At 54.0% G+C, this 23001-nt stretch carries 23 protein-coding genes; 10 read left to right on the top strand and 13 right to left on the bottom strand.

What is annotated here, in order from left to right; all coding sequences use genetic code 11:
* Positions 1–39: 39 nt before the first annotated feature.
* From tcuR to ybfF, 6 genes are all read right to left on the bottom strand, one after another.
* Positions 40–966 carry a tricarballylate utilization LysR family transcriptional regulator TcuR gene (gene tcuR / locus OGV85_RS22260; protein ID WP_061548072.1) on the bottom strand — a complete coding sequence of 309 codons (927 nt, stop codon included), beginning with the start codon at positions 964–966 and terminating at the stop codon, positions 40–42.
* Positions 967–1094: 128 nt separating this feature from the next.
* Positions 1095–1541, bottom strand: coding sequence for a ferric iron uptake transcriptional regulator (fur, locus tag OGV85_RS22255; protein ID WP_003022836.1), 447 nt, complete (start codon positions 1539–1541; stop codon positions 1095–1097).
* A complete protein-coding gene (locus OGV85_RS22250; protein WP_049259739.1) occupies positions 1534–1620 on the bottom strand; it encodes a ryhB-regulated fur leader peptide in 87 nt (28 codons plus the stop codon). Before OGV85_RS22250 ends, fur begins: the two co-directional genes overlap by 8 nt.
* Before the next feature lie 210 nt (positions 1621–1830).
* A complete protein-coding gene (fldA, locus tag OGV85_RS22245; RefSeq protein WP_003022839.1) occupies positions 1831–2361 on the bottom strand; it encodes a flavodoxin FldA in 531 nt (176 codons plus the stop codon).
* Positions 2362–2516: 155 nt separating this feature from the next.
* The gene (ybfE, locus tag OGV85_RS22240; RefSeq protein WP_003022842.1) at positions 2517–2804 is read right to left on the bottom strand and encodes a LexA regulated protein; all 288 of its coding nucleotides are present in this window, start codon (positions 2802–2804) and stop codon (positions 2517–2519) included.
* 128 nt (positions 2805–2932) lie between these two features.
* Positions 2933–3706: an esterase gene (gene ybfF, locus OGV85_RS22235; protein ID WP_003022844.1), complete on the bottom strand. Its 774-nt coding sequence runs from the start codon at positions 3704–3706 to the stop codon at positions 2933–2935.
* Positions 3707–3900: 194 nt separating this feature from the next.
* On the opposite strand from ybfF, the gene seqA reads away from it, so the two are divergent.
* Together seqA and pgm are read left to right on the top strand one after the other, a co-directional pair.
* The gene (gene seqA / locus OGV85_RS22230) at positions 3901–4443 is read left to right on the top strand and encodes a replication initiation negative regulator SeqA (RefSeq protein ID WP_003022848.1); all 543 of its coding nucleotides are present in this window, start codon (positions 3901–3903) and stop codon (positions 4441–4443) included.
* A gap of 24 nt (positions 4444–4467) precedes the next feature.
* Positions 4468–6108: a phosphoglucomutase (alpha-D-glucose-1,6-bisphosphate-dependent) gene (gene pgm, locus OGV85_RS22225; RefSeq protein WP_003022854.1), complete on the top strand. Its 1641-nt coding sequence runs from the start codon at positions 4468–4470 to the stop codon at positions 6106–6108.
* A gap of 99 nt (positions 6109–6207) precedes the next feature.
* On the opposite strand, the gene kdpE is transcribed toward pgm, so the two are convergent.
* Genes kdpE through kdpF form a run of 6 tightly spaced genes read right to left on the bottom strand, consistent with a single transcriptional unit; the run spans position 6208 to position 13989 of the window.
* Complete coding sequence (kdpE, locus tag OGV85_RS22220; RefSeq protein ID WP_003022856.1) at positions 6208–6885, bottom strand: two-component system response regulator KdpE; 678 nt, start codon at positions 6883–6885, stop codon at positions 6208–6210.
* Positions 6882–9566, bottom strand: a complete 2685-nt coding sequence (gene kdpD / locus OGV85_RS22215; RefSeq protein WP_016149791.1) for a two-component system sensor histidine kinase KdpD — start codon at positions 9564–9566, stop codon at positions 6882–6884. Before kdpD ends, kdpE begins: the two co-directional genes overlap by 4 nt.
* A 10-nt stretch (positions 9567–9576) precedes the next feature.
* Positions 9577–10143: a potassium-transporting ATPase subunit KdpC gene (gene kdpC / locus OGV85_RS22210; RefSeq protein ID WP_057063307.1), complete on the bottom strand. Its 567-nt coding sequence runs from the start codon at positions 10141–10143 to the stop codon at positions 9577–9579.
* Between the two features lie 8 nt (positions 10144–10151).
* Entirely contained in the window at positions 10152–12200 is a 2049-nt protein-coding gene (gene kdpB / locus OGV85_RS22205) for a potassium-transporting ATPase subunit KdpB (RefSeq protein WP_286554022.1), read from the bottom strand.
* A gap of 20 nt (positions 12201–12220) precedes the next feature.
* Positions 12221–13900 carry a potassium-transporting ATPase subunit KdpA gene (gene kdpA, locus OGV85_RS22200; RefSeq protein WP_061548074.1) on the bottom strand — a complete coding sequence of 560 codons (1680 nt, stop codon included), beginning with the start codon at positions 13898–13900 and terminating at the stop codon, positions 12221–12223.
* Positions 13900–13989, bottom strand: a complete 90-nt coding sequence (gene kdpF / locus OGV85_RS22195) for a K(+)-transporting ATPase subunit F (protein WP_001670793.1) — start codon at positions 13987–13989, stop codon at positions 13900–13902. The genes kdpA and kdpF overlap by 1 nt, the downstream gene beginning before the upstream one ends.
* A 308-nt stretch (positions 13990–14297) precedes the next feature.
* Between kdpF and OGV85_RS22190 the strand changes: the two genes are divergently transcribed.
* The 4 genes from OGV85_RS22190 to OGV85_RS22175 all read left to right on the top strand — a co-directional run bounded on the left by OGV85_RS22190 (position 14298) and on the right by OGV85_RS22175 (position 18061).
* On the top strand, positions 14298–14504 hold the full coding sequence (locus OGV85_RS22190) for a YbfA family protein (RefSeq protein WP_003022870.1): 207 nt from the start codon (positions 14298–14300) through the stop codon (positions 14502–14504).
* 89 nt (positions 14505–14593) lie between these two features.
* Positions 14594–15547, top strand: a complete 954-nt coding sequence (locus OGV85_RS22185; RefSeq protein WP_003835465.1) for a YbgA family protein — start codon at positions 14594–14596, stop codon at positions 15545–15547.
* A 20-nt stretch (positions 15548–15567) separates the two neighbouring features.
* Positions 15568–16986 (top strand): deoxyribodipyrimidine photo-lyase, encoded by a 1419-nt coding sequence (phrB, locus tag OGV85_RS22180; RefSeq protein ID WP_048219310.1) that lies wholly within the window; start codon positions 15568–15570, stop codon positions 16984–16986.
* A 160-nt stretch (positions 16987–17146) separates the two neighbouring features.
* A complete protein-coding gene (locus OGV85_RS22175; protein ID WP_049014679.1) occupies positions 17147–18061 on the top strand; it encodes an Rpn family recombination-promoting nuclease/putative transposase in 915 nt (304 codons plus the stop codon).
* Between the two features lie 50 nt (positions 18062–18111).
* Here the strand turns inward: OGV85_RS22175 and dtpD are convergent, their stop codons facing one another.
* On the bottom strand, positions 18112–19593 hold the full coding sequence (gene dtpD / locus OGV85_RS22170) for a dipeptide permease DtpD (RefSeq protein ID WP_181522610.1): 1482 nt from the start codon (positions 19591–19593) through the stop codon (positions 18112–18114).
* Between the two features lie 289 nt (positions 19594–19882).
* Between dtpD and ybgI the strand changes: the two genes are divergently transcribed.
* From ybgI to pxpA, 4 genes are read left to right on the top strand one after another with little or no spacing between them, the layout of a single operon-like run.
* Entirely contained in the window at positions 19883–20626 is a 744-nt protein-coding gene (gene ybgI, locus OGV85_RS22165; RefSeq protein ID WP_003022887.1) for a radiation resistance protein YbgI, read from the top strand.
* A 15-nt stretch (positions 20627–20641) separates the two neighbouring features.
* Complete coding sequence (gene pxpB / locus OGV85_RS22160) at positions 20642–21298, top strand: 5-oxoprolinase subunit PxpB (RefSeq protein WP_061548076.1); 657 nt, start codon at positions 20642–20644, stop codon at positions 21296–21298.
* Positions 21292–22224 (top strand): 5-oxoprolinase subunit PxpC, encoded by a 933-nt coding sequence (gene pxpC, locus OGV85_RS22155; RefSeq protein ID WP_061548077.1) that lies wholly within the window; start codon positions 21292–21294, stop codon positions 22222–22224. Before pxpB ends, pxpC begins: the two co-directional genes overlap by 7 nt.
* Positions 22214–22948 carry a 5-oxoprolinase subunit PxpA gene (gene pxpA / locus OGV85_RS22150; RefSeq protein ID WP_061548078.1) on the top strand — a complete coding sequence of 245 codons (735 nt, stop codon included), beginning with the start codon at positions 22214–22216 and terminating at the stop codon, positions 22946–22948. The genes pxpC and pxpA overlap by 11 nt, the downstream gene beginning before the upstream one ends.
* Positions 22949–23001: the final 53 nt, after the last annotated feature.

Genomic DNA, 23001 nt, shown 5'->3' with positions numbered 1-23001 from the left:
GGCTTGTGCGGGCGCCATGGTGTAGTGCTAAAGAGGGCTTTAGTTATTGTAAAGGATGGCGCCTGGCCAGCTTCCTGCTTCCACCAGTTGATGCATCACTTTCGTCAGCACCACGCGGGCAGCGAGGCCCGCCGGGGTGAGCTCATCGTCAGAGAGGCTCACCAGAAAGTTGGGGCGGCTAAGTATCGGATTATGGACGCCGATCACTCTTAGCGTCTCTTTATCGAGATGGGAAATCGCCGCTCCGGGTTGAAGAGTGGCGCCTATGCCACTGCGCACGGCGCGCATCAGCAGCGCCAGACCATCAATTTCTGTAGCGATCTCAATGTTCAGCGCGTGTTCCTGACAAATTGCTTCCAGCCTGCCGCGCAGACCGTGGCCTGGGCTTGGCATTATCAATGGAATACGTGCCAATTCGGCTGGAGAAATATTGTCATCGGCAATATCAGCCAGTAGGGCATGGGTCCCAATCAAAAACAGCCGTTCTTCGAGAATCGGTCTGGCACTCCAGCGCAGGATCTTTTCTTTTTGAAACACCACAGCCAGATCAATCTGGCGGGTATTAATCATCCGTTCCAGATTACCAGAGAGACTTTCCACCACATGCAGGCGAACATCGCTATAGCTTTCCCGCATGGCGTGAATAAAAAGCATACCGAGAACTGAAGCGGTACTGGGAGCCATGCCGACGCTGACGTGCCCGGAAAGCCGGGATTCACGCGCGGCGAGGATTGCATCGTCTGCGTGACGGAGCGCCAGCTGCGCCTGGGAATAAAAAGCCCGTCCGGCGCTGGTGGGTGTCACGCCTCGCGAAGTGCGCTGCAGCAGGCGAATAGCGAGTTCGTTTTCCAGACGCGACATTTGCTGGCTGAGTGCCGAAACCCCGATATTGAGATCGAGCGCCGCGCTACCCATGCTGCCGGTTTCTACAATGCGCACAAAATAGCGTAGCTGGCGAAGTTCCATTTCGACTCTCCGGAAGGGGCAATTGATTTTTACATTAAAGCAACACAGGAGCGGAGGGAAGGGGAAAAGGGCAGGTAACGCCCATAAAAAAAGCCAACCGGATGGTTGGCTTTTCAGAAAGCATTACATTATTTGCCGTCGTGGGCGTGCTCATCTTCGCGGCAATCGCCTTCGGCGCAGTGACCGTAAAGATAGAGGCTATGGTTAGTTAAGCGAATGCCATGTTTAGCCGCAATCTCACGTTGGCGGGCTTCGATGGAATCATCGCTGAACTCGACCACTTTGCCGCAGTCAAGGCAGATGAGGTGATCGTGATGATGCTGTTGAGTCAATTCGAAGACGGATTTACCACCTTCAAAATTATGGCGGGTCACGATACCGGCATCATCAAACTGGTTCAGCACGCGATACACGGTCGCCAGACCAATTTCTTCACCCATATCGATCAGGCGTTTGTATAAGTCTTCCGCACTGACGTGATGGTTATCCGGTTCCTGAAGAACTTCCAGAATTTTTAAACGAGGAAGCGTTACTTTCAGGCCAGCCTTCTTTAATGCGGTATTGTTGTCAGTCATGCGGAATCTGTCCTGTAGCTAAACGATTCACTTCATTAACAGAAGTGACAGAAATTGCACTTGAGATAATGCGATTCATTATAGAACTGCCATGGCTAAATGAAAACTGCAAGTCTCTGGCATATATTGTTAATCAAAACGTGGTATCGCCGACAAACACACTGTGCAACACCCGATTGGCATCCAGCCATTGTACAGGGTCAGACGAAAAAGTTACAAATTTGTAGCAATTATTTTGATTGGTTTTATCTATTGATGCGGCGCAGATGGAAATCTGCGCCGCACGAAATCAGGCATTAATGATTTCGTCGAGGTGCAGCTCTTCAGAGATCTGCTTAACCCATTTTTCTACGCGTTCTGCGGTCAGTTCAGGTTGGCGATCTTCATCGATAGCCAGACCGACAAAGTGGTCGTCGTCAGCCAGACCTTTGGACGCTTCAAAGTGATAACCCGCCGTTGGCCAGTGACCAACGATGGTTGCGCCGCGCGGTTCGATGATGTCGCGAATGGTCCCTAACGCATCGCAGAAATATTCTGCGTAATCTTCCTGGTCGCCACAGCCGAACAATGCAACCAGTTTGCCGTTAAAATCAATGTCTTCGAGGGTAGGGAAGAAGTCGTCCCAGTCGCACTGCGCTTCACCGTAGTACCAGGTTGGGATGCCGAGCAGCAGAATGTCATACCCTTCGAGGTCTTCTTTGCTGCTTTTTGCAATGTCATGAACATCGGCAACGTCTTTACCAAGCTGTTTTTGAATCATTTTTGCGATGTTTTCGGTATTACCGGTGTCGCTGCCGAAAAAGATGCCAGTGATTGCCATGAGTAAAATAACCTCTTGAAACTTATTGAAATGGTGGTGGCGCATTGCCCACGGATAAGGGCAATCATAGCAGAACAGTCAGGCATGCGGAAACAGCAAACACGCAGGACTGCACTCTGTGCTACACGATTTATGATTTAGAGCAGAAATTCAGACTATGCCTGACCGCGCAATGCGCTGAGTTGGTTCATCAGCATCTCTTCGATGAGTTCACTGCGACTCATGTTGCGTGCCTCAGCCAGCTCGTTCAGAGCGTCAACGGCATCAGCGTTCAGTTTCAGTTCGACACGCTTAAGCCCGCGAACTTTGTCACGCTTAAGCTGATTACGTTTATTAATACGTAACTGTTCATCACGCGAGAGCGGATTAGTTTTGGGTCGTCCCGGGCGACGCTCCTGCGCGAACAGATCTAATGTCGTACGGTCCGTTTGTTCTTTGGCCATGATCTTGGTGACTTCGGGGAAACAATCAGCCAGGCGTCTGCCCGGATGGATAGCGCGCCATAATACATCAGCAGGGGAGACACGCCAACGCCCGCGCGCGTAATCGCGCGCAGACGCTGAGTTTTTAATCAGTTAGCCTGCTCGCTCAGATAACGACGGATGGCGCGCAGCACCGCCTCCGGTTTTTCGGCATGCACCCAATGCCCGGCGCCTGCTATAACGTGCGCACGAGCTTGTGGGAATTGCGCCAGCAGTTGTTCGCGATACGCTTCGGTAACATACGGTGAGTTGCCGCCTGGGATAAACAGCGCCGGGTGCTCCCACGCAGGAATGGTTTCCCAACCGACGATATGCGGATATTGATCCCACAATACGGGAACGTTAAAGCGCCACTCGCCGTCAACAAAGGATTTCAGCAGAAACTGGATAACACCTTCCTCTTGCAGGTGCTGGCGCATGACGCTTGCCGCCTGCTGGCGTGAGGACGCTTGTGCATCGGTTACGGCATTGATTGCCGCAAAAATCTCATCGTGGCGGCGAACATGGTAGTCAACGGGAGCAATGTCGATGGCGACCAGCCGTTCGACGCGTTCCGGAGCCAGAGCAGTCAGCGCCATGACGGCTTTTCCGCCCATCGAGTGGCCAATAAAGATCGCTTTTTCGATCTGCCGATCGTCCAGCGTATCCAGCAGATCTTGCGCCATGGCCGGATAATTCATCTCAGGTGAACGAGGGGAGAGGCCATGGTTTCGCATATCGACCTGGATGATGTCGTGGTCGGCTACTAGATCGCGTGCCAGGATCCCCAGGTTATCCAGGCTGCCAAACAAGCCGTGAACCAGGACGATGGGAGAATTATTGTGCAGGTTTTGCGCAGATTGCGCTCGGATATTCAATTTCATGGCAAAGTTCTTTTTTTCACACTCACGGGTTAGGGTATCATGTTGACCATTCTGCCACATGGCTGCAACAACTACGGTTACTCTGAGTTTTGCTGGCCACCAGGCTTGACGCTATCCGCTGTTGGGATTTGCCTTTACACTACGTGTGTTTACCCCGACAACTTGTATTCAGCTAAACACTGCACTGGATTAAGATGAAAACGATTGAAGTTGATGATGAACTCTATAGCTATATTGCCAGCCACACCAAGCATATTGGCGAGAGCGCATCCGACATTTTACGGCGTATGTTGAAATTTTCCGCCGCATCACAGCCTGTCACTCCGATAGTCAAAGAAGTCCGCGCTGTGCAACCTGTCGTGGAAGCCAAGCCGGTTAACCCCGTAAAAGATAAAGTGCGCGCGATGCGTGAGCTGCTGCTGTCCGACGAATACGCGGAACAGAAGAAAGCAGTAAATCGCTTTATGCTGGTGCTGTCTACACTCTATTCACTGGATCAAAACGCGTTCGCCGAAGCAACGGAATCGTTGCATGGTCGTACGCGTGTTTATTTTGCAGCTGATGAACAGACGCTGCTGAAAAATGGTAATCAAACCAAACCGAAGCACGTGCCAGGCACGCCGTACTGGGTGATCACCAATACCAATACCGGCCGTAAATGCAGCATGGTTGAACACATCATGCAGTCAATGCAATTCCCTGCGGAATTGATTGAAAAGGTTTGCGGAACAATTTAATCCTTGCATTAGAAGGACCAGGCAATGGCAATCCACAATCGTGCAGGTCAACCTGCGCAACAGAGTGATTTGATTAACGTCGCCCAACTGACGGCACAGTACTATGTACTGAAACCAACGGCAGGGAACGCTGAGCACGCTGTTAAGTTCGGTACGTCCGGACATCGCGGCAGTGCAGGTCGTCATAGTTTTAATGAGCCGCATATTCTGGCTATCGCCCAGGCGATTGCTGAAGAACGTGCGAAAAACGGGATTACTGGCCCGTGCTATGTGGGCAAGGATACCCACGCGCTGTCTGAACCGGCTTTTATCTCTGTACTGGAAGTGCTGGCGGCGAACGGTGTTGACGTCATCGTGCAGGAAAATAACGGCTTTACGCCAACCCCTGCTGTATCGAACGCTATCCTGGTCCACAACAAAAAAGGCGGCCCGCTGGCTGACGGCATTGTGATCACGCCGTCCCACAACCCGCCGGAAGATGGCGGCATTAAATACAACCCGCCAAACGGTGGTCCGGCAGACACCAATGTCACCAAAGTGGTGGAAGACAGAGCCAACGCGCTGCTGGCGGCCGGTCTGCAAGGCGTGAAGCGTATGTCGCTGGACGCTGCGCTGGCATCTGGTCATGTGAAAGAGCAGGATCTGGTTCAGCCGTTTGTTGAAGGACTGGCTGACATCGTAGACATGGCGGCGATCCAGAAAGCGGGTCTGACGCTGGGTGTCGATCCGCTGGGCGGTTCCGGTATCGAATACTGGAAGCGTATTGCTAAGCACTACAACCTGAACCTGACTATCGTTAACGATCACGTTGATCAGACTTTCCGCTTTATGCATCTCGACAAAGATGGCGCAATCCGCATGGACTGCTCCTCCGAGTGTGCGATGGCGGGGCTGCTGGCGCTGCGCGACAAGTTCGATCTGGCCTTTGCCAATGACCCAGACTACGACCGTCACGGTATCGTCACCCCGGCAGGGCTGATGAATCCGAACCACTATCTGGCGGTGGCGATCAACTACCTGTTCCAGCATCGTCCGCAGTGGGGCAAAGATGTTGCCGTCGGTAAGACGCTGGTGTCATCGGCGATGATTGACCGAGTGGTCAACGATCTGGGCCGCAAGCTGGTGGAAGTGCCGGTGGGCTTTAAATGGTTTGTTGACGGTCTGTTTGACGGCAGTTTTGGCTTTGGTGGGGAAGAGAGCGCGGGGGCATCTTTCCTGCGTTTCGACGGTACACCGTGGTCAACCGACAAAGACGGCATCATCATGTGCCTGCTGGCGGCAGAAATTACCGCAGTGACCGGTAAGAACCCGCAGGAACACTACAACGAACTGGCTGCTCGCTTTGGCGCACCGAGCTACAACCGCCTGCAGGCAAGCGCGACCTCCGCGCAGAAAGCGGCGCTGTCTAAGCTGTCTCCGGAAATGGTGAGCGCCAGTACGCTGGCGGGCGACCCGATCACCGCGCGTCTGACGGCTGCACCGGGCAACGGCGCTTCTATCGGCGGTCTGAAAGTGATGACTGACAACGGCTGGTTTGCCGCGCGTCCTTCTGGTACGGAAGACGCTTACAAGATCTACTGTGAAAGCTTCCTCGGTGAAGAACATCGCAAGCAGATCGAAAAAGAAGCGGTTGAGATCGTCAGCGAAGTGCTGAAGAACGCGTAAACCGTAGGCCGGATAAGACGCTAGCGTCTTATCCGGCATGAATAATGAAAAAGCCGGACAGCAAATACGCTGGTCCGGTTTTTTATATTCAACTTAACGTCATGGCATGAACCGATAACCAATCCCGGTTTCGGTCAGAAAATGACGCGGACGTGCCGGGTCCAGTTCCAGTTTCTGGCGCAGGTGTCCCATGTAAATTCGCAGATAGTGGCTGTGTTCGACGGCGTTTGGTCCCCAAACCTGATTGAGCAACTGGCGCTGCGTCAGTACCTTTCCGGCATTATTCAGCAGTACCGCTAGCAGGCGAAACTCAATCGGCGTCAAATGAATCTCTTCATCACCACGATGTACTAGTCGGGCGGCGATATCTACTTTTACGTTGGAAAAATGCACCACCGGCTCGGGAGACGTGCCGCTGGCGTGGCGACGCAATGCCACGCGCAATCGCGCCTGTAGCTCGCCAATACCAAAGGGTTTACTGAGATAGTCATCGGCACCGGCATCCAGGGCGGCAATTTTATCACTTTCTTCGCTGCGGGCTGAAAGCACAATTACCGGTATCGCGCTCCATTGTCGCAGGTCACGAATAAAATCAATGCCGTCACCGTCCGGCAGACCGAGATCGAGAATGATGAGATCGGGTTTTCGCGTGGCGGCTTCCAGCAGACCACGTTGCAGCGTTTCCGCTTCATATACACGCAGACCATCGGCTTCCAGCGCGGTGCGCAGAAAGCGACGGATAGCCTGTTCATCTTCAACAATCAGTACGTTCGTCACATATCCTCATGAAAATCTTCAAGTTCAGGGGGGATTTCCTGGGGCAGTGTAACACGGAAACATGCTCCTCCCTGCGCGCGATTGTGGACGGAAATTGTACCGCCGTGCACGTCCACAATGGCCTGGCAGATTGCCAGCCCCAGCCCAACGCCCGGTACAGATGACTCTTTGTTTCCCCGGGAGAACTTGTCAAAAACTCGTTGCTCCATTCCCGATGGAATGCCAGGGCCATTATCCCAGACGTCCAGTTGCAGATGCTCACCATCGACGCTGGCATCAATACCGATTTGCGCCGCTGGACCTGCGTATTTAACAGCGTTTTCCAGCAGGTTAATCAGCACCCGTTCAAATAGCGGGCCATCGACGTGGATCAGCGTCAACGGCGCGGGTAGCGACAAATTAATAGGAGCAGAGAGTCCTGGCTCCAGCATCTGCAGGGCACTACCGACCACCTCTTCCAGCGTTAACCACTCTTTCTTAAGATTAAAGCCGCCAGACTGAATTCGCGCCATATCCAGTAGGTTATTAACCAGTCGGGTCGTATTCAGGACGTGCTGGCGAATTTCGCTGGCTTGGCGCGCGTGCGGCGATCCTTCGCTTGCCAGATCCAGCGTTAAGATCTCTGCCTGACCAAACAACACCGTCAGCGGCGTGCGCAAATCGTGGGAAAGGGCGGCGAGCAGGGCATTGCGAATGCTTTCACGCTCGCTGGCAAACCGGGCCTGCTCTTCGCTGGCGGTGAGCGTCAGGCGTTCCAGCGCACTGGCGACCAGTAAAGTGAAAGTTTCCAGCAGGCGTTGCTGTTCGGGGATCATCAACTGGCGTAAATTTCCTGGTTCCACAACCAGCAGCCCATGCGTTTTGTCGGCGCTTTTTAACGGTAAAATTTGATACGGCACACCGGGTAAGGTGTCAGTGCCTGCGCCGGCCGGTTGCCCTTTATCAAAGCTCCACTGGGCAATGGCGTCATCCCACGGCGTCATGCCCTGTTGATGAGTGAGAGGGGCCAGCTTACCGTTCTCACCGGGCAGTAAAACCTGGCTGCGGGCCTGGAACGTTGAGGCAATAAACTGTTCGCTGGTGGCGGCGATATCCTGCTGGCTCCGTCCGACGGCCAGCGCTTTCGACATCTCATATAAATGACGCGTACGCTGTTCACGATAACGCGCTACCCGTGCCTGATAACGCACTCCGGCGGTGAGATTACCGATAACCAGCCCTACCGTTAACATCACGGCAAAGGTAAGCAGGTACTGGACGTCGGAAACGGCCAGCGTACCGCGTGGGGCAATAAAGAAGAGATCGAAGCTGGCAACGTTAATAAAGGTTGCCAGCACTGACGGCCAGCGTCCGTAAAAGAGGGCGATAACCACCACACCCAATAAATAGACCATCACCAGGTTGGCGGCGTCAAAGGCCATCAACCACTGCATGGCAATCAACGTAATGATGGCGCACAGCGCGACGGCAACCACGCAACCCTGAATTTGAACCCGCCACTTATCCTTAAAGGTGCGGCTATCTGCAGTTTGCAGCACAGGGCGCGAAGGTGGTTCGTCGAGCGCAACAATCATCAGGTCGAGATCCGGTGCGCGATGGGCCAGTTTGTCAGCAAAGGAATCACTGCGCCACCAGCGTCGCGTAGTCGGACGTCCGAGGACAATTTTTCCCAGATTATGCTCACGGGCGTAGCGGATTACTGCTTTATCTTCAGCGGGATCGGAAAGGGTGGCGGTTTCTGCACCCAGCTCTTGGGCTAATCGCAGGGCGCTTAAAATTGCGCGGCGCTGTTTTTCGGGCAGTCGGTGCAGCGCTGGCGTTTCGACATACACTGCATGCCATACGCTGCCGAGGCGCGCTGCCAGACGCGCGGCGGCACGCACGAGCTTTTCGCTGCCGGTGTTGTGTCCAATACACAGCAATATGGCGTCGCGGGTATGCCAGACTTTCTCCTCTCCCGGACGTCCACGCCAGGCACGCATCTGATCGTCAACCCGATCGGCTGTGCGGCGCAGGGCCAGCTCACGTAGCGCGATCAAGTTACCTTTGCGAAAGAAATGCTCGATGGCTCTTTCCGCCTGACCGGCGATATAGACCTTGCCTTCGTTCAGGCGCTGGCGCAAATCGTCGGGGGGAAGATCGACCAGCACCACATCGTCAGCAGCATCGAAAAAAGGATCGGGGACGGTTTCGCGAACCTGAATGCCGGTGACGCCGCTGACCACATCATTGAGGCTCTCCAGATGCTGCACGTTGACGGTAGTAAAAACGTCAATACCGGCTTCCAGCAGCTCTTCAATATCTTGCCAGCGTTTAGGGTGGCGTGAGCCTGGCGCATTACTGTGCGCCAGTTCATCCATCAAAATGAGTGCCGGACGGCGGGCCAGCGCCGCGTCGAGATCGAACTCGCTGATATGACGACCATGGCGCGCCTGTCGCTTTAGCGGCAGAATACTGAGACCGTCCAGCAGCGCGGCGGTCTCTTTGCGTCCGTGGGTTTCCACCACGCCAATCAGCACATCTAATCCCTGCGCCCTTAGCCGCTGGGCCTCTGCCAGCATGGCCCAGGTTTTACCGACGCCTGCACACGCGCCGAAGAAAATTTTCAGTTTTCCCCGGTGCGGAGCGGTGGTCTGCTCCAGCAGGCGATCGGGGTCGGGGCGTAAGGGTTCGTTATGCATGTCCTTTTTCTCAGTGCTTATCCAGCGCTAAATTAAGTTCCACCAGGTTCACCACCGGTTGGCCGATAAAACTGACCAACGGCTTTTGCGTGTATTGTGCAACCAGGCGCGTGACCTCTTCAACGCTGAGGTTGCGAGCCTGCGCCACGCGGGGGATTTGCCAGACCACCGCAGCTGGCGTCAGGTTGTTATCCAGCCCGCTGGCGGAAGCTGTTACCAGCTCTACCGGAACGGCAGGATTTGCCTGCGGGTTAGCGGCACGCAGCGCGGCAATCCGGCTTTGCAGCTGTTTATCCAGTTCCGGGTTGCTGGCTGCCAGATTACTGCCGCCTGAAGCCATTGGATTATAGGGCATTTCCGCTGTGGCTGAGGGGCGTCCCTGAAAATAACCGGCAGCGGTAAACTGTTGCCCAATGAGCTCGGAGCCGCGAACAATCTGACCTTCGCGGAGAAGCGAACCGTTAGCCTGGTGGGGAAACCACCATTGCCCCAGCGCAGTGGTCAGCAGCGGGTATGCCCCGCCGGTGATAAGCATCAGGAAAATCAATGTTGATAATGCAGGACGTAATCCACTCATCAGAAACCTCACACCAGACCCAGCAGGGTCAGCAGTAAATCAATTGCTTTGATACCGATAAACGGCACAACCAGACCACCCAGGCCATAGATCCACAAATTGCGGCGCAGCATCGCGGAAGCGGATAACGGTTTGTAACTCACGCCTTTCAGCGCCAGTGGGATCAGAAAGACGATAACCAGTGCGTTAAAGATAACCGCGCTGAGGATCGCCGAGTCCGGCGAATGCAGCCCCATCACGTTCAGCGCATTGAGCTGCGGGTAGGTGGCGGCGAACGCGGCCGGGATAATGGCAAAATACTTCGCTACGTCGTTGGCGATACTGAAGGTGGTCAGCGAACCGCGCGTCATCAGCATCTGTTTACCAATGTGCACCACTTCAATCAGTTTGGTGGGGTTGGAGTCGAGGTCCACCATGTTGCCCGCTTCTTTCGCTGCCTGGGTTCCGGAGTTCATGGCAACGGCCACATCGGCCTGCGCAAGGGCTGGTGCGTCGTTAGTTCCGTCGCCGGTCATCGCCACCAGACGACCTTCCGCCTGATACTGACGAATCAACGCCAGCTTGGCTTCCGGTGTGGCTTCGGCTAAGAAGTCATCCACTCCGGCTTCCGCGGCGATTGCGGCGGCGGTCAAACGGTTGTCGCCAGTGATCATCACCGTTTTGATCCCCATTTTACGCAGTTGGGCAAAACGCTCTTTAATCCCGCCTTTTACGATATCTTTCAGGGCAATCACGCCAAGTACGTGGGAGCCTTCAGCAACCACCAGCGGCGTAGCGCCAAGGCGTGCGACGTTTTCGACCTTCTGCTCAACGTCGGCGGGGAAGTGGCCGCCGTTGGCCTCGACGTGACGACGAATAGCATCGACCGACCCTTTGCGGATCATACGGTTGTCGATGTTGATCCCGCTCATCCGACTTTGGGCGGTAAACGGTACAAAGGTGGCGTGCAGCGATTGCACGTCGCGTATACGCAGATTAAAGCGCTGTTTAGCCAGAATCACGATGCTGCGGCCTTCCGGCGTTTCATCGGCCAGGGATGAAAGCTGCGCGGCATCGGCCAGCGTTTTTTCGTCCACGCCGTGGGCGGGCAGAAAATCTGAAGCCTGGCGGTTACCTAGCGTAATGGTGCCGGTTTTATCCAGCAGCAGTACATCCACGTCACCCGCCGCTTCTACTGCACGTCCGCTGGTGGCAATGACGTTCGCACCCAACATGCGGCTCATCCCGGCGACGCCAATCGCGGAGAGCAGCCCGCCTATCGTCGTAGGGATTAAACACACCAGCAGCGCAACCAATACCGTGACGCTGACCGCGCTACCGCCCCAGGCGGAAAACGGCCACAGCGTGGCCGTAGCCAGTAGAAAGACGATGGTCAGGGCTATCAACAGGATCGTCAGGGCAATTTCATTGGGCGTTTTACGCCGCTGTGCACCTTCAACCATGGCGATCATCCGGTCGAGGAACGTTTCACCAGGGTTTACGCTGCATTCGATAACCAACCAGTCGGAGAGGATGCGAGTCCCGCCGGTGATGGAGGCGAAATCACCACCGGATTCACGAATCACCGGCGCGGATTCACCGGTAATGGCGCTTTCATCTACCGACGCGCCGCCTTCGATCACCTCGCCGTCACACGGGATAATATCGCCAGCTTCCACCAGCACGATATCGCCTTTACGTAAATCATCGGCAGGGACGTGATCCATTGCCGCGCCGTATTTCGGTTCGCGAAGCTTGCGGGCAAAGGCGGTTTTTTTGACGCCTTTCAGGCTGTTGGCCTGAGCTTTACTGCGTCCTTCCGCCAGCGCTTCAGCAAAGTTGGCGAACAGAACGGTAATCCACAGCCACAGACTTATCGCGCCGGTAAACCAAGGATTACCCTGCATATGGCCTGTTGCCATCGCCACGGTTAACAGGGTCGTTAACAGACTACCCAGCCAGACGATAAACATCACCGGATTACGCCATTGGGTATGTGGGCTTAATTTTTTCACGGCGTCCATCAGCGCCTGTGCGACCAGAGAGGGTTCGAACAGCGCCAGTTGCTTGCGACTCATAGTAATGTGCTCCGCATCACTCAGTGTAATGACAGGTATTCTGCGACCGGGCCAAGCGCCAGGGCAGGAACAAAGGTGAGAGCGCCAACCAGTAACACTGTACCGATCAACAACCCGACAAACAGCGCTCCGTGGGTAGGTAGCGTGCCGGAGCTGGCTGGCTGGATCTTTTTACTGACCAGCGATCCGGCAATCGCCATCACGGGAATGATCACGCCGAAGCGACCGAAGAACATGCATAAGGCCAGCAGGCAGTTCCAGAACGGGCTGTTGGCGCTTAACCCGGCGAAGGCGCTACCGTTGTTGTTCGAGGCGGACGACACGGCATACAGCACTTCGCTAAACCCGTGTGGACCCGGGTTAAGCATGGCGCTGCGGCCAGCTTCGGTCATCATGGCGATCGCTGTGCCGATCAGGACCAGCGCAGGGGTGACCAGAATCGCCAACGCGGTCATTTTCATTTCGCGCACGTCGATTTTCTTACCCAGATACTCTGGTGTGCGGCCAATCATTAACCCGGCGATAAATACCGCCAGCAGCACGAACAGCAGCATGCCGTACAGACCTGAACCCACGCCGCCGAAGACCACTTCACCAATCTGCATTAACCACATCGGCACCATGCCGCCCAGTGCGGTGAAGGAGTCATGCATAGCATCGACAGCGCCGCAAGATGCCGCTGTCGTCACGACGGAAAACAGACTCGTGGCCAGCACGCCAAAGCGGCTCTCTTTGCCTTCCATGTTGATATTGCTGTCTGCACCGAATGCCATCAGGTGCGGGTTGCCCTGAACTTCGGCCCACATCACCACGGCTACGCAGACCACAAATATCAGCGACATGGCCCACAGCAGGGTCCGTCCCTGGCGACGATCGCCCACCACATCACCAAAGGCAAAACACAGCGCGGTAGGAATTAAGAAAATAGCCAGCATCTGTACCAGATTGGTCAACGCGGTAGGGTTTTCAAACGGATGTGATGAGTTAGCGTTAAAGAAACCGCCCCCGTTAGTGCCAAGCATCTTAATCGCTTCCTGTGAGGCGACGGGCCCCATCGGCAGCAGTTGTTTAACCCCTTCAAGGGTGGTGATGGGCTGATAAGGCAACACGTTTTGCAGCACACCTTGCTGAATGAAGAACAGCGCAATGAGCAATGCAATGGGGAGCAAGATCCACAGCGTAATGCGAATCAGATCGACCCAGGCGTTGCCCAAGGTGTTCATACTCTGGCGCGTGAAGGCGCGGGTCAGGGCAAAAATCACCGCAATCCCGGTTGCCGCTGACAGGAAGTTTTGTACGGTCAGCCCGACCATCTGGCTGAAGTAGCTTAAGGTGGTTTCACCAGCATAGGATTGCCAGTTGGTATTAGTGACAAAACTCACCGCGGTGTTAAGCGCCAGATCCCATGAAAGCCCTGGCAGTTGCTGGGGATTTAACGGCAGCAGGTTTTGCGCCATCAGCATCGAAAACAGGACCAGCAGGCCCAGTACATTGAGCGCGAGGATCGCCAACAGATACTGCCGCCAGTTCATCTCCTGCTGCGAGATGCCCAGAGAGCGCCACAGCATATGTTCCACGCCAGCCAGGCCCGGCAGGGACGTATTATTGATCAGTCGAGCCAGCCCAAAGCCCAGCGGTCTGACGACGACAAACAGCACCAGCAAGAAACTGGCAATGAGTAAAAATCCTTGGGCCGCCATCAGAACGCCTCCGCATTAATCAGGGCATACACCAAATAACCTAATAATAAAAAGACCAGCACAATGCCGGTTATCACGCCTGCACTCACGGTGCACCTCCAGTGGCATAAATGTGATAACCAGAGCGTAGATTTTTGCTTGCAAAGATTTCGCAAAAATCAGTGGGTGGGGTGTAAAAAAAGTATAAAAATGGCAAAGACCATTATTTAACTAATGGTTAGTATTAATTTAACTTTTATGTAACTTAATTACAGTTTTTAGCTAAACGGAGCATCAATAGATAAAAATAAGTGGTCGGATGAGTAGCAAAATTACACACAAGGCGGTATTATTTTCATCAGTTAACCAAGTTTATTTTTCCGGTGCGATTCACCGAACAGATATATGGGAGAGGATTATGGACTTTTATAAAGAATATCCAGCACACATTGTTTTCTTGCGCCGTACCTTTGCCGTTGTGGCGGGCGTGCTGGCGCTGCCGGTCATGTTGTTCTGGAAAGACCGCGCCCGTTTTTACAGCTATCTGCACCGCGTCTGGTCTAAAACCAGTGATAAACCGGTGTGGATGGAGCAGGCTGAAAAAGCCACCTGCGATTTCTACTGATAGCTAATAAATCCCCAAAAGCCGCTGATATCAGCGGCTTTTTTGTTCATGATAGCTACACTTATCTCAGGAATGAGAAAGGAGCGATCATGAGCGAGAAAATCCCTGTTGGTATCAGTGCCTGTCTGTTGGGGGAGGCGGTTCGCTATGATGGTGGGCATAAGCGGCTGGCCTTTGCTGTAGAAGAACTGTCGCCGTGGGTCGCGTTCGAACCCGTATGCCCTGAAATGGGTATCGGGTTACCGGTCCCGAGACCTGCGCTGCATCTGGTCAAAGAGGGCGAGGCTGTCTCCCTGCGTTTTAGTGATAAGCGCGAGGGTGATTTGACAGACGTAATGACGGCTTTTAGTCAGCGACAAAGCAATCGTCTGGAGCATTTGTGTGGCTATATTGTCTGTGCAAAATCCCCCAGTTGCGGTATGGAACGGGTGCGGGTCTACGACGTGGAAGGCAAAAACAACCGTAAAGCGGGACGAGGGATCTTTACGTCCGTGCTGATGTCGACGTTACCCTGGCTTCCCGTGGAAGAGGACGGGCGTTTGCACGACCCGCAGATTCGGGAAAATTTTGTTGAGCGCATTTATGCCTTGCACGAGCTCAACGGTATCCGTCAGCAAGGGTTAACGCGCGGCGCACTAATCGATTATCACAGCCGTTACAAGCTATTACTGTTGGCCCATTCCCAGCCGGACTATCGCGAACTCGGGCGTTTTGTCGCGGCGATCGGCGAATGGCAAGATTTGCAGGCTTATTTTGTCGAGTATCGCTTAAGGCTGATGAGTTTGCTGGCGCATCTTCCCTCGCGGCGCAACCATACCAACGTGCTGATGCATGTCCAGGGCTATTTCCGTACGCAATTAAATTCTCGTCAGCGGCAGGAGCTGGCCTCTCTCATTGACGGGTATCGACGTTCGACTCAACCGCTGCTTGCGCCAATAACATTACTCAAACACTATATGGCGGAATATCCGGATGCTTATCTCTCCGGGCAGCGCTATTTCAATCCCTGGCCAGAGGCTCTGCGTTTGCGCTACGGGCGTTAAATTTTTTCTTCAGGAGTGTTATGACCACCCATTTGGTCTGGTTTCGGCGTGATTTACGCCTGCACGACAACCTCGCACTGGCGGCGGCTTGTCGGGATCGTTCTGCGCAGGTGCTGGCGTTATATATCGCTACCCCCGAGCAGTGGAAGGCGCATGATATGGCTCCGCGCCAGGCGGCATTTACCTGCGCGCAGTTGAATGCGTTACAAACAGCGCTGGCAGAAAAAGGCATCCCTTTACTGTTTTACGAAGTGGCTGATTTTGCGGCCAGCGTGGACACCATCAAAAGTGTCTGCCTGCAGCATAACGTCAGTCGATTATTTTATAACTATCAATATGAAATAAACGAACGCCAGCGTGATGCCGCCGTCGAAAAGTCCTTACCTCAGGTGGTATGCGAAGGGTTTGACGACAGCGTGATCCTGCCCCCGGGGGCGGTGATGACCGGCAATCATGAGATGTATAAAGTGTTCACGCCGTTTAAAAATGCCTGGCTGAAGCGGATTAAAGACGGTATTCCAGAATGCGTTAGCGCGCCGAAAATGAGGCACAGCGGCGCACTCAGCACGTCGTTAAGCGCAATAACGCTGAGCTATCCGCAGCAATATTTTGATGCGCAGAGGTTTGTGGCAGATGAAAAATTGGCCATCGCGCAATTACGCCATTTTTGCCAGCAGGCTGCGGGAGAATACGAGCAGCAGCGTGATTTTCCAGCGATTGACGGGACCAGTCGATTATCCGCGAGCCTGGCGACTGGAGGACTATCACCGCGCCAGTGCCTGAATCGACTGCTCGCGGAGCAGCCGCAGGCGCTTGAGGGCGGCAGGGGTAGCATGTGGCTGAACGAGCTTATCTGGCGCGAATTTTATCGTCATCTGATGACTTACCATCCGGCGCTGTGTCGGTATCAACCCTTTATCCGCTGGACCGATCGCGTGCAATGGCAGAATAATCCGACGCATTTACAGGCCTGGAAAACGGGTAGTACGGGTTACCCTATTGTGGATGCGGCGATGCGTCAGCTCAACGCCACGGGCTGGATGCATAATCGTTTACGCATGATTGCGGCCAGTTTTTTGGTGAAGGACCTGCTGATTGACTGGCGTAAAGGCGAACAATATTTCATGTCGCAACTGATTGATGGTGACCTCGCGGCCAATAACGGCGGCTGGCAGTGGGCAGCCTCAACCGGAACCGACGCCGCACCGTATTTCCGTATCTTTAACCCCACGACGCAGGGCGAAAAATTCGACCGTGACGGTGAGTTTATCCGCCAGTGGGTGCCGGAATTGCGCGACGTGCCGGGTAAAGCCATTCATAACCCGTGGTCGTGGGCAGAAAAAGCGCAGGTAACACTAAGTTATCCTCGCCCGATTGTGGATCATAAACAGGCAAGGCTGGCGACGCTGGCGGCATATGAGGCGGCGCGTAAAGGGTAAAGGCATGGTGGATTTTGCGTAATACCTTCCAACAGAATGAACATGTTGCAGTTGGGTGATTTTAGCGCTGAAGCGTGCGCTCAGTACCGTGAATACCCTGCTGCACAAGTTTTCTCTCAGCAGTAAATTTCCGTCATCTGAATGAAAATGACGGAAATTAATGACAACGCCAACGACCTCCACCCCGCATGATGCGGTGTTTAAAACGTTTTTACATCATCCCGAAACTGCACGGGATTTTCTCGACATTCACCTGCCAGCTGAACTGCGGATGCTTTGCGATTTGAATTCGCTGCAACTGGAGTCAGAAAGCTTTATTGAAGCGGATTTACGTTCGCGCTACTCCGACGTGCTCTGGTCTTTGCACACACGCAACGGTGACGGTTATGTCTATGTGGTGATAGAGCATCAAAGTTCAGCCGAGCCACATATGGCTTTTCGTCTGTTGCGTTATGCGCTGGCGGCGATGCAGCGCCATCTGGACGCAGGGCACAAGGAACTGCCACTGGTGATACCGATGCTGTTTTATCATGGCTGCCGAAGCCCCTATCCGTACTCATTGTGCTGGCTGGATGCCTTTGCCGACCCCGTGGCGGCAAGACAGCTTTATTCCAGCGCATTTCCGTTGGTAGACATAACGGTGGTACCCGATGATGAGATCATGGCTCACAGGCGAATGGCGCTGCTGGAATTAATGCAAAAACATATCCGTCAGCGGGATTTGATGGGGCTGATAGAACAACTGACCACGCTACTACTTACTGGATGCGCTAATGACACGCAACTGCAGGCGATGTTTAATTACATCCTACGATCCGGCGATGAATCTCGCTTTAATGAGTTTATGCAAGAGATGGCGCAACGGATCCCCCAACATAAGGAGAGGCTGATGACTATTGCGGAGCGGTTACGGTTAGATGGATTACAGGAAGGTTTACAACAAGGCAAAGAAGTAGGAAAGCGAGAAGCCGCATTACGTATAGCGCAAACTATGCTGGAGCAGGGAATAGATCGCGCAATGGTACTACTAGTGACGGGGCTTACTGAAGAGGAACTCGCTGCAAGTTATGCGTAATTACCCGAAAAAACAGGCCCGAATAGTATTACATCATCGGGCCCTTACACTCAGGATTCTACCGCCAGCGGACGGTTTCTGAACTTAAGCGACTGATATAGCCAAATCAGCAGCACCAACACCACGCAGGCCAGCGCACCCCAGGTAATTTCGCTAAAGACATCAATATACGCATTGATGGAGTAGTTGATAGCGCCTGCAGCATCAAACGAGCCTTGCGACGTCTGAGCGGCGATAACGCCTGCCAGATAGTTGGCGATGGCGCCGGACAGCAGCATATAAATGCCTGTTAATACGCCAGTCACCCCAGGGATCTCAATACGCGTAATTTGCGACATCGCCACCGGGTCGATAAACAGTTCGGCAAAGCCCATGACCGCCAGCCCCAATACCATCAGCGGCATAGAAGAGTGGCCGTAAGCTGCGGACCAGCGGGCGCTTAAGGTCAGAATGCAGAACCCTGCGCTCATTAAACCGAGGCCAAGGGCGAATTTACCCCAAATACGTACGGTACGATTGCCGCCAACGCTTTCTTTGACTACCCAGGCCAGAACGATACCGCACAGCATAACGGCAAAGGCGTTAACCGACTGGAACATCGCGGTCGGGACGGAATACCCAAAAATATCGCGGTTAACGAAGCGGTCAATATACAGGCTAATCGAACTGCCGCCCTGTTGAGCAAAGGCCCAAAACAACAGGCTGAAGAAGGTCAGCGTGACGATAAGCCCCAATTCTTTGCGCTGCTTTTGGGTTTGCGCCTGACGGTAAATCTTCGCCAGAACCGCCAGACCAATAACCGTGGCAACGATCAGTGCGTAAACGGACCACTCTTTCCAGAACAGGACGGTAATCAGTAACGGTGCTGCAACCAGCAGAACTAACAGCCAGGCCCAGTTTGGCAGCATATACTTTTTCGCACACAGCACGGCCTTGTTGACGCCAGTGGTATGAGCGAAATGGCGATTACCGCATAAGAAAATCACCAACCCTGCCAGCATGCCAATCGCAGCCAGCGCGAAGCCCATCGCCCAGCTGTACTCTTCCTGCACGTATCCGCAGGCAATCGGTGCGATGATCGAACCGATGTTACCGGCTGCATAGAGCAGAGAGAATCCACCGTCGCGACGCGGATCTTCAGGTTGATATAACTCGCCCAGCAGGCAACTAATGTTGGATTTAAACAGACCGTAGCCGCAGACAATGATCGCCAGCGACAAATAAAGGAACGCCGGAGCCATTTCGCTTGCGCCCAATACCAGATGTCCCACCGCCATTAAAAATGCGCCGATCATCACCGCCATTCGATTACCGAGCACTTTATCTGCCAGGTATCCCCCGAGAATGGGGGTGACATAGACCAGTGAACAGTAGGCGCTGAACAGTTCATATGCGTGATTATCGTCGTACTTGAGCTGGTTAGTGAGATACAGGATCAGCAGCGCACGCATGCCGTAAAAACTGAAATATTCCCAGATTTGTAGCGCGACGACGTAATAAATCGCCCGTGGTTGAGATGCTTGTTTATTCATTATTTTCTCGAAGTAAATGCCTCGCGACAGGCTGAGCGTACTGTGCGAGTGTGTTTCCTTAAAGTTGTAACTTAGATACAGATCTGATTATTTTTGCAATATGCTGTCTGATTGCATAAATATACATGAATTGGATCGCGTAGTGGTAAGCAAATCATGTTCAAAGCGGGTGTGATTGTTTCTTGATGGGTCAGTGAAATGGCTATCGACGAACGCAGGCGAGGACGCTATTTTAACCTAAGCTGTGTTGCTGATTAGGCAGGCAGAATTAATGACTACGAGGACGATGATGAAAAACACCGAACTGGAACAACTGATCAACGACAAACTGAACAGCGCCGCCATTAGCGACTATGCGCCGAATGGTTTGCAGGTTGAGGGCAAAGAGACGGTGCATAAAATCGTGACCGGCGTGACCGCAAGTCAGGCGCTGCTGGATGAGGCGGTGCGCCTGCAGGCCGATGCGGTTATCGTTCATCACGGTTATTTCTGGAAAGGCGAATCTCCGGTAATTCGCGGCATGAAGCGCCATCGTCTGAAAACGCTGTTGGAAAACGATATCAACTTGTATGGCTGGCACCTGCCGCTGGATGCTCACCCGGAACTGGGGAATAACGCGCAGTTGGCCGCGCTGTTGGGGATTACCGTGATGGGTGAGATCGAACCGCTGGTGCCATGGGGAGAACTCTCCATGCCGGTTCCGGGACTGGAGTTGGCATCGTGGATTGAAGCGCGTTTAGGCCGTAAACCGTTATGGTGTGGTGATACCGGTCCGGAAAAAGTTCAGCGCGTCGCCTGGTGTACGGGGGGCGGTCAAAGTTTTATTGATAGCGCAGCCCGATTTGGCGTCGACGCTTTTATCACTGGTGAAGTTTCAGAGCAAACCATTCACTCAGCCCGCGAGCAGGGGCTGCATTTTTATGCTGCCGGTCACCATGCGACCGAACGCGGCGGCATTCGCGCATTAAGCGATTGGCTTAATGAAAATACCGATTTGGACGTGACTTTTATCGATATTCCTAATCCAGCGTAATAAAGAGGGACGAAAGTGCAGCGAGCGCGTTGTTATCTGTTAGGTGAAACGGCAGTGGTTCTTGAACTGGAACCGCCCATTACGCTGGCGACTCAGAAACGCATCTGGCGTCTGGCCCAGCGTCTGGTTGATGCCCCGAATGTACTGGAAGCTATTCCAGGCATGAACAATATCACGGTGACCTTGCGCGACCCGCAAACGCTGGCGCTGGATGCGATTGAGCGCCTGCAACGCTGGTGGGAAGAGAGTGAAGCACTGGAGCCGGATTCGCGCTTTATTGAAATTCCCGTTACCTATGGCGGTGAGGCCGGCCCCGATCTGGCAGAGGTCGCCCGGCACAGCGGATTAAGTGAAAAGCAGGTTGTGGAACTTCATGCGTCGGTTGATTACGTGGTGTGGTTTATCGGTTTTCAGCCGGGATTCCCCTATCTCGGGAACTTACCTGAACAACTGCATACCCCCAGACGTGCGGAACCGCGTTTGCTTGTTCCGGCAGGTTCTGTCGGTATCGGTGGATCTCAAACGGGGATCTACCCGCTTTCCACGCCTGGCGGGTGGCAATTGATTGGGCGTACCTCCGTTTCGTTATTTGATCCAAAACGGGAGGAGCCGATTCTGTTACGGGCTGGCGATACCGTGCGTTTTGTCCCGCAGAAGGAGGGGATATGTTAAACATCATCCGCGCTGGTATGTACACCTCAGTACAGGACGGGGGACGTAATAGTTTTCGTCAATCCGGAATCAGTCACTGTGGGGCGCTGGATAAACCGGCGCTGAACGTGGCTAACCTGCTGGTGGGTAATGATGCGAATGCCGCAGCGCTGGAAATCACGCTGGGGCAACTGGTGGTGGAGTTTGAAGCCGATGGCTGGTTTGCCCTGACCGGTGCCGGATGCGAAGCACAGCTGGATCGTACGCCCGTGTGGAGCGGATGGCGGTTACCGGTAAAAGCCGGGCAGCGCCTGACGCTAAAACGTCCGCTTCATGGCATGCGCAGTTATCTGGCGGTAGCGGGCGGTATTGATGTTCCCGAAGTGATGGGCTCGCGTAGTACCGATCTGAAAGTGGGCATTGGTGGGTTTGAAGGGCGTCTACTGCGTGATGGCGATCGACTGGCGATTGGCGTATCTACCCGGCAATTCAGCGAGCCGCAAGGTGTTAAGCAACTGATGTGGGGTAATCTCATTCGCGCGCTGCCCGGACCTGAATATCAGGAGTTTGATGAGGTATCGCAGGCTTCGTTCTGGCGCTCACCGTGGCAACTTAGCCCACAAAGTAACCGTATGGGGTATCGTCTTCAGGGGCAGCCGCTGACGCGCACGACCGATCGCGAGCTGCTATCACATGGCTTGCTCCCCGGCGTGGTGCAGGTTCCACATAATGGTCAGCCAATTGTGCTGATGAACGATGCGCAGACGACGGGCGGCTATCCGCGCATCGCCTGTATTATTGAGGCAGATATGTATCATCTGGCGCAGATCCCGCTCGGTCAACCGATTCATTTTGTGCAGTGCTCGCTGGAGGAAGCGCTGAAGGCGCGGTACGACCAGCAGCGTTACCTGGAACAGTTAGCATGGCGACTTAACAATGAAAATTGATCTCAATGCAGACCTCGGTGAGGGATGTGCGAACGATGCAGCGTTGCTGCAATTGGTGTCATCGGCCAACATCGCCTGTGGGTTTCACGCAGGCGATGCGCAAACCATGCTCTCAAGCGTGCGCGAAGCGCTAAAAAATGGCGTAGCGATAGGTGCGCACCCCAGCTTTCCGGATCGGGAAAATTTTGGCCGTAGTGCCATGACCCTGCCTGCGCAAACGGTGTATGCGCAGACGCTGTATCAAATTGGCGCGCTGGCTGCCATCACGCGGGCGGAGGGCGGTGTGATGCATCATGTCAAACCGCATGGCATGCTCTATAACCAGGCAGCGAAAGATCCTCAACTGGCTGATGCGATTGCGAAAGCGGTTCATGCCTGCGATCCGTCGCTGGTTTTAGTGGGACTGGCGGGAAGCGAACTGATTCGTGCTGGAGAACACTATGGCCTGGTAACGCGTCAGGAGGTGTTTGCCGATCGGGGTTATCAGGCCGATGGCAGCCTGGTGCCGCGTAGTCAGCCGGGCGCACTGATTGAGGATGAAGAGCAGGCGTTGGCGCAAACGTTAGAAATGGTGCAATCCGGCAGAGTAAAAAGCCAAAGTGGGACATGGGCGAGCGTGACTGCCCAGACGGTATGCATTCATGGGGATGGCGAGCACGCACTCGCTTTTGCCCGCCGCTTGCGTAGCGCCTTTGAAGCATGCAATATTCAAATTAGCGCATAAATTTATTCATACAAAACAATAATATATTACACAACAACATAAGGGATTTAATT

The organism is Citrobacter sp. Cf132 (genome assembly GCF_030333885.1).
GTDB lineage: Bacteria > Pseudomonadota > Gammaproteobacteria > Enterobacterales > Enterobacteriaceae > Citrobacter > Citrobacter freundii.
This window is presented reverse-complemented; position numbering and strand designations above follow the sequence as displayed.

Coding starts and splice junctions, on each gene's coding strand:
- kdpD (WP_016149791.1), bottom strand. CDS start 9,566: ATGCATAACGAACCCTTACGCCCCGACCCCGATCGCCTGCTGGAGCAG.
- kdpB (WP_286554022.1), bottom strand. CDS start 12,200: ATGAGTCGCAAGCAACTGGCGCTGTTCGAACCCTCTCTGGTCGCACAG.
- pxpC (WP_061548077.1), top strand. CDS start 21,292: ATGTTAAACATCATCCGCGCTGGTATGTACACCTCAGTACAGGACGGG.
- kdpC (WP_057063307.1), bottom strand. CDS start 10,143: ATGAGTGGATTACGTCCTGCATTATCAACATTGATTTTCCTGATGCTT.
- fldA (WP_003022839.1), bottom strand. CDS start 2,361: ATGGCAATCACTGGCATCTTTTTCGGCAGCGACACCGGTAATACCGAA.
- OGV85_RS22185 (WP_003835465.1), top strand. CDS start 14,594: ATGAGCGAGAAAATCCCTGTTGGTATCAGTGCCTGTCTGTTGGGGGAG.
- OGV85_RS22190 (WP_003022870.1), top strand. CDS start 14,298: ATGGACTTTTATAAAGAATATCCAGCACACATTGTTTTCTTGCGCCGT.
- ybfF (WP_003022844.1), bottom strand. CDS start 3,706: ATGAAATTGAATATCCGAGCGCAATCTGCGCAAAACCTGCACAATAAT.
- OGV85_RS22175 (WP_049014679.1), top strand. CDS start 17,147: ATGACAACGCCAACGACCTCCACCCCGCATGATGCGGTGTTTAAAACG.
- tcuR (WP_061548072.1), bottom strand. CDS start 966: ATGGAACTTCGCCAGCTACGCTATTTTGTGCGCATTGTAGAAACCGGC.
- ybgI (WP_003022887.1), top strand. CDS start 19,883: ATGAAAAACACCGAACTGGAACAACTGATCAACGACAAACTGAACAGC.
- kdpA (WP_061548074.1), bottom strand. CDS start 13,900: ATGGCGGCCCAAGGATTTTTACTCATTGCCAGTTTCTTGCTGGTGCTG.
- phrB (WP_048219310.1), top strand. CDS start 15,568: ATGACCACCCATTTGGTCTGGTTTCGGCGTGATTTACGCCTGCACGAC.
- OGV85_RS22250 (WP_049259739.1), bottom strand. CDS start 1,620: ATGAATCGCATTATCTCAAGTGCAATTTCTGTCACTTCTGTTAATGAA.
- ybfE (WP_003022842.1), bottom strand. CDS start 2,804: ATGGCCAAAGAACAAACGGACCGTACGACATTAGATCTGTTCGCGCAG.
- fur (WP_003022836.1), bottom strand. CDS start 1,541: ATGACTGACAACAATACCGCATTAAAGAAGGCTGGCCTGAAAGTAACG.
- pgm (WP_003022854.1), top strand. CDS start 4,468: ATGGCAATCCACAATCGTGCAGGTCAACCTGCGCAACAGAGTGATTTG.
- seqA (WP_003022848.1), top strand. CDS start 3,901: ATGAAAACGATTGAAGTTGATGATGAACTCTATAGCTATATTGCCAGC.
- pxpA (WP_061548078.1), top strand. CDS start 22,214: ATGAAAATTGATCTCAATGCAGACCTCGGTGAGGGATGTGCGAACGAT.
- dtpD (WP_181522610.1), bottom strand. CDS start 19,593: ATGAATAAACAAGCATCTCAACCACGGGCGATTTATTACGTCGTCGCG.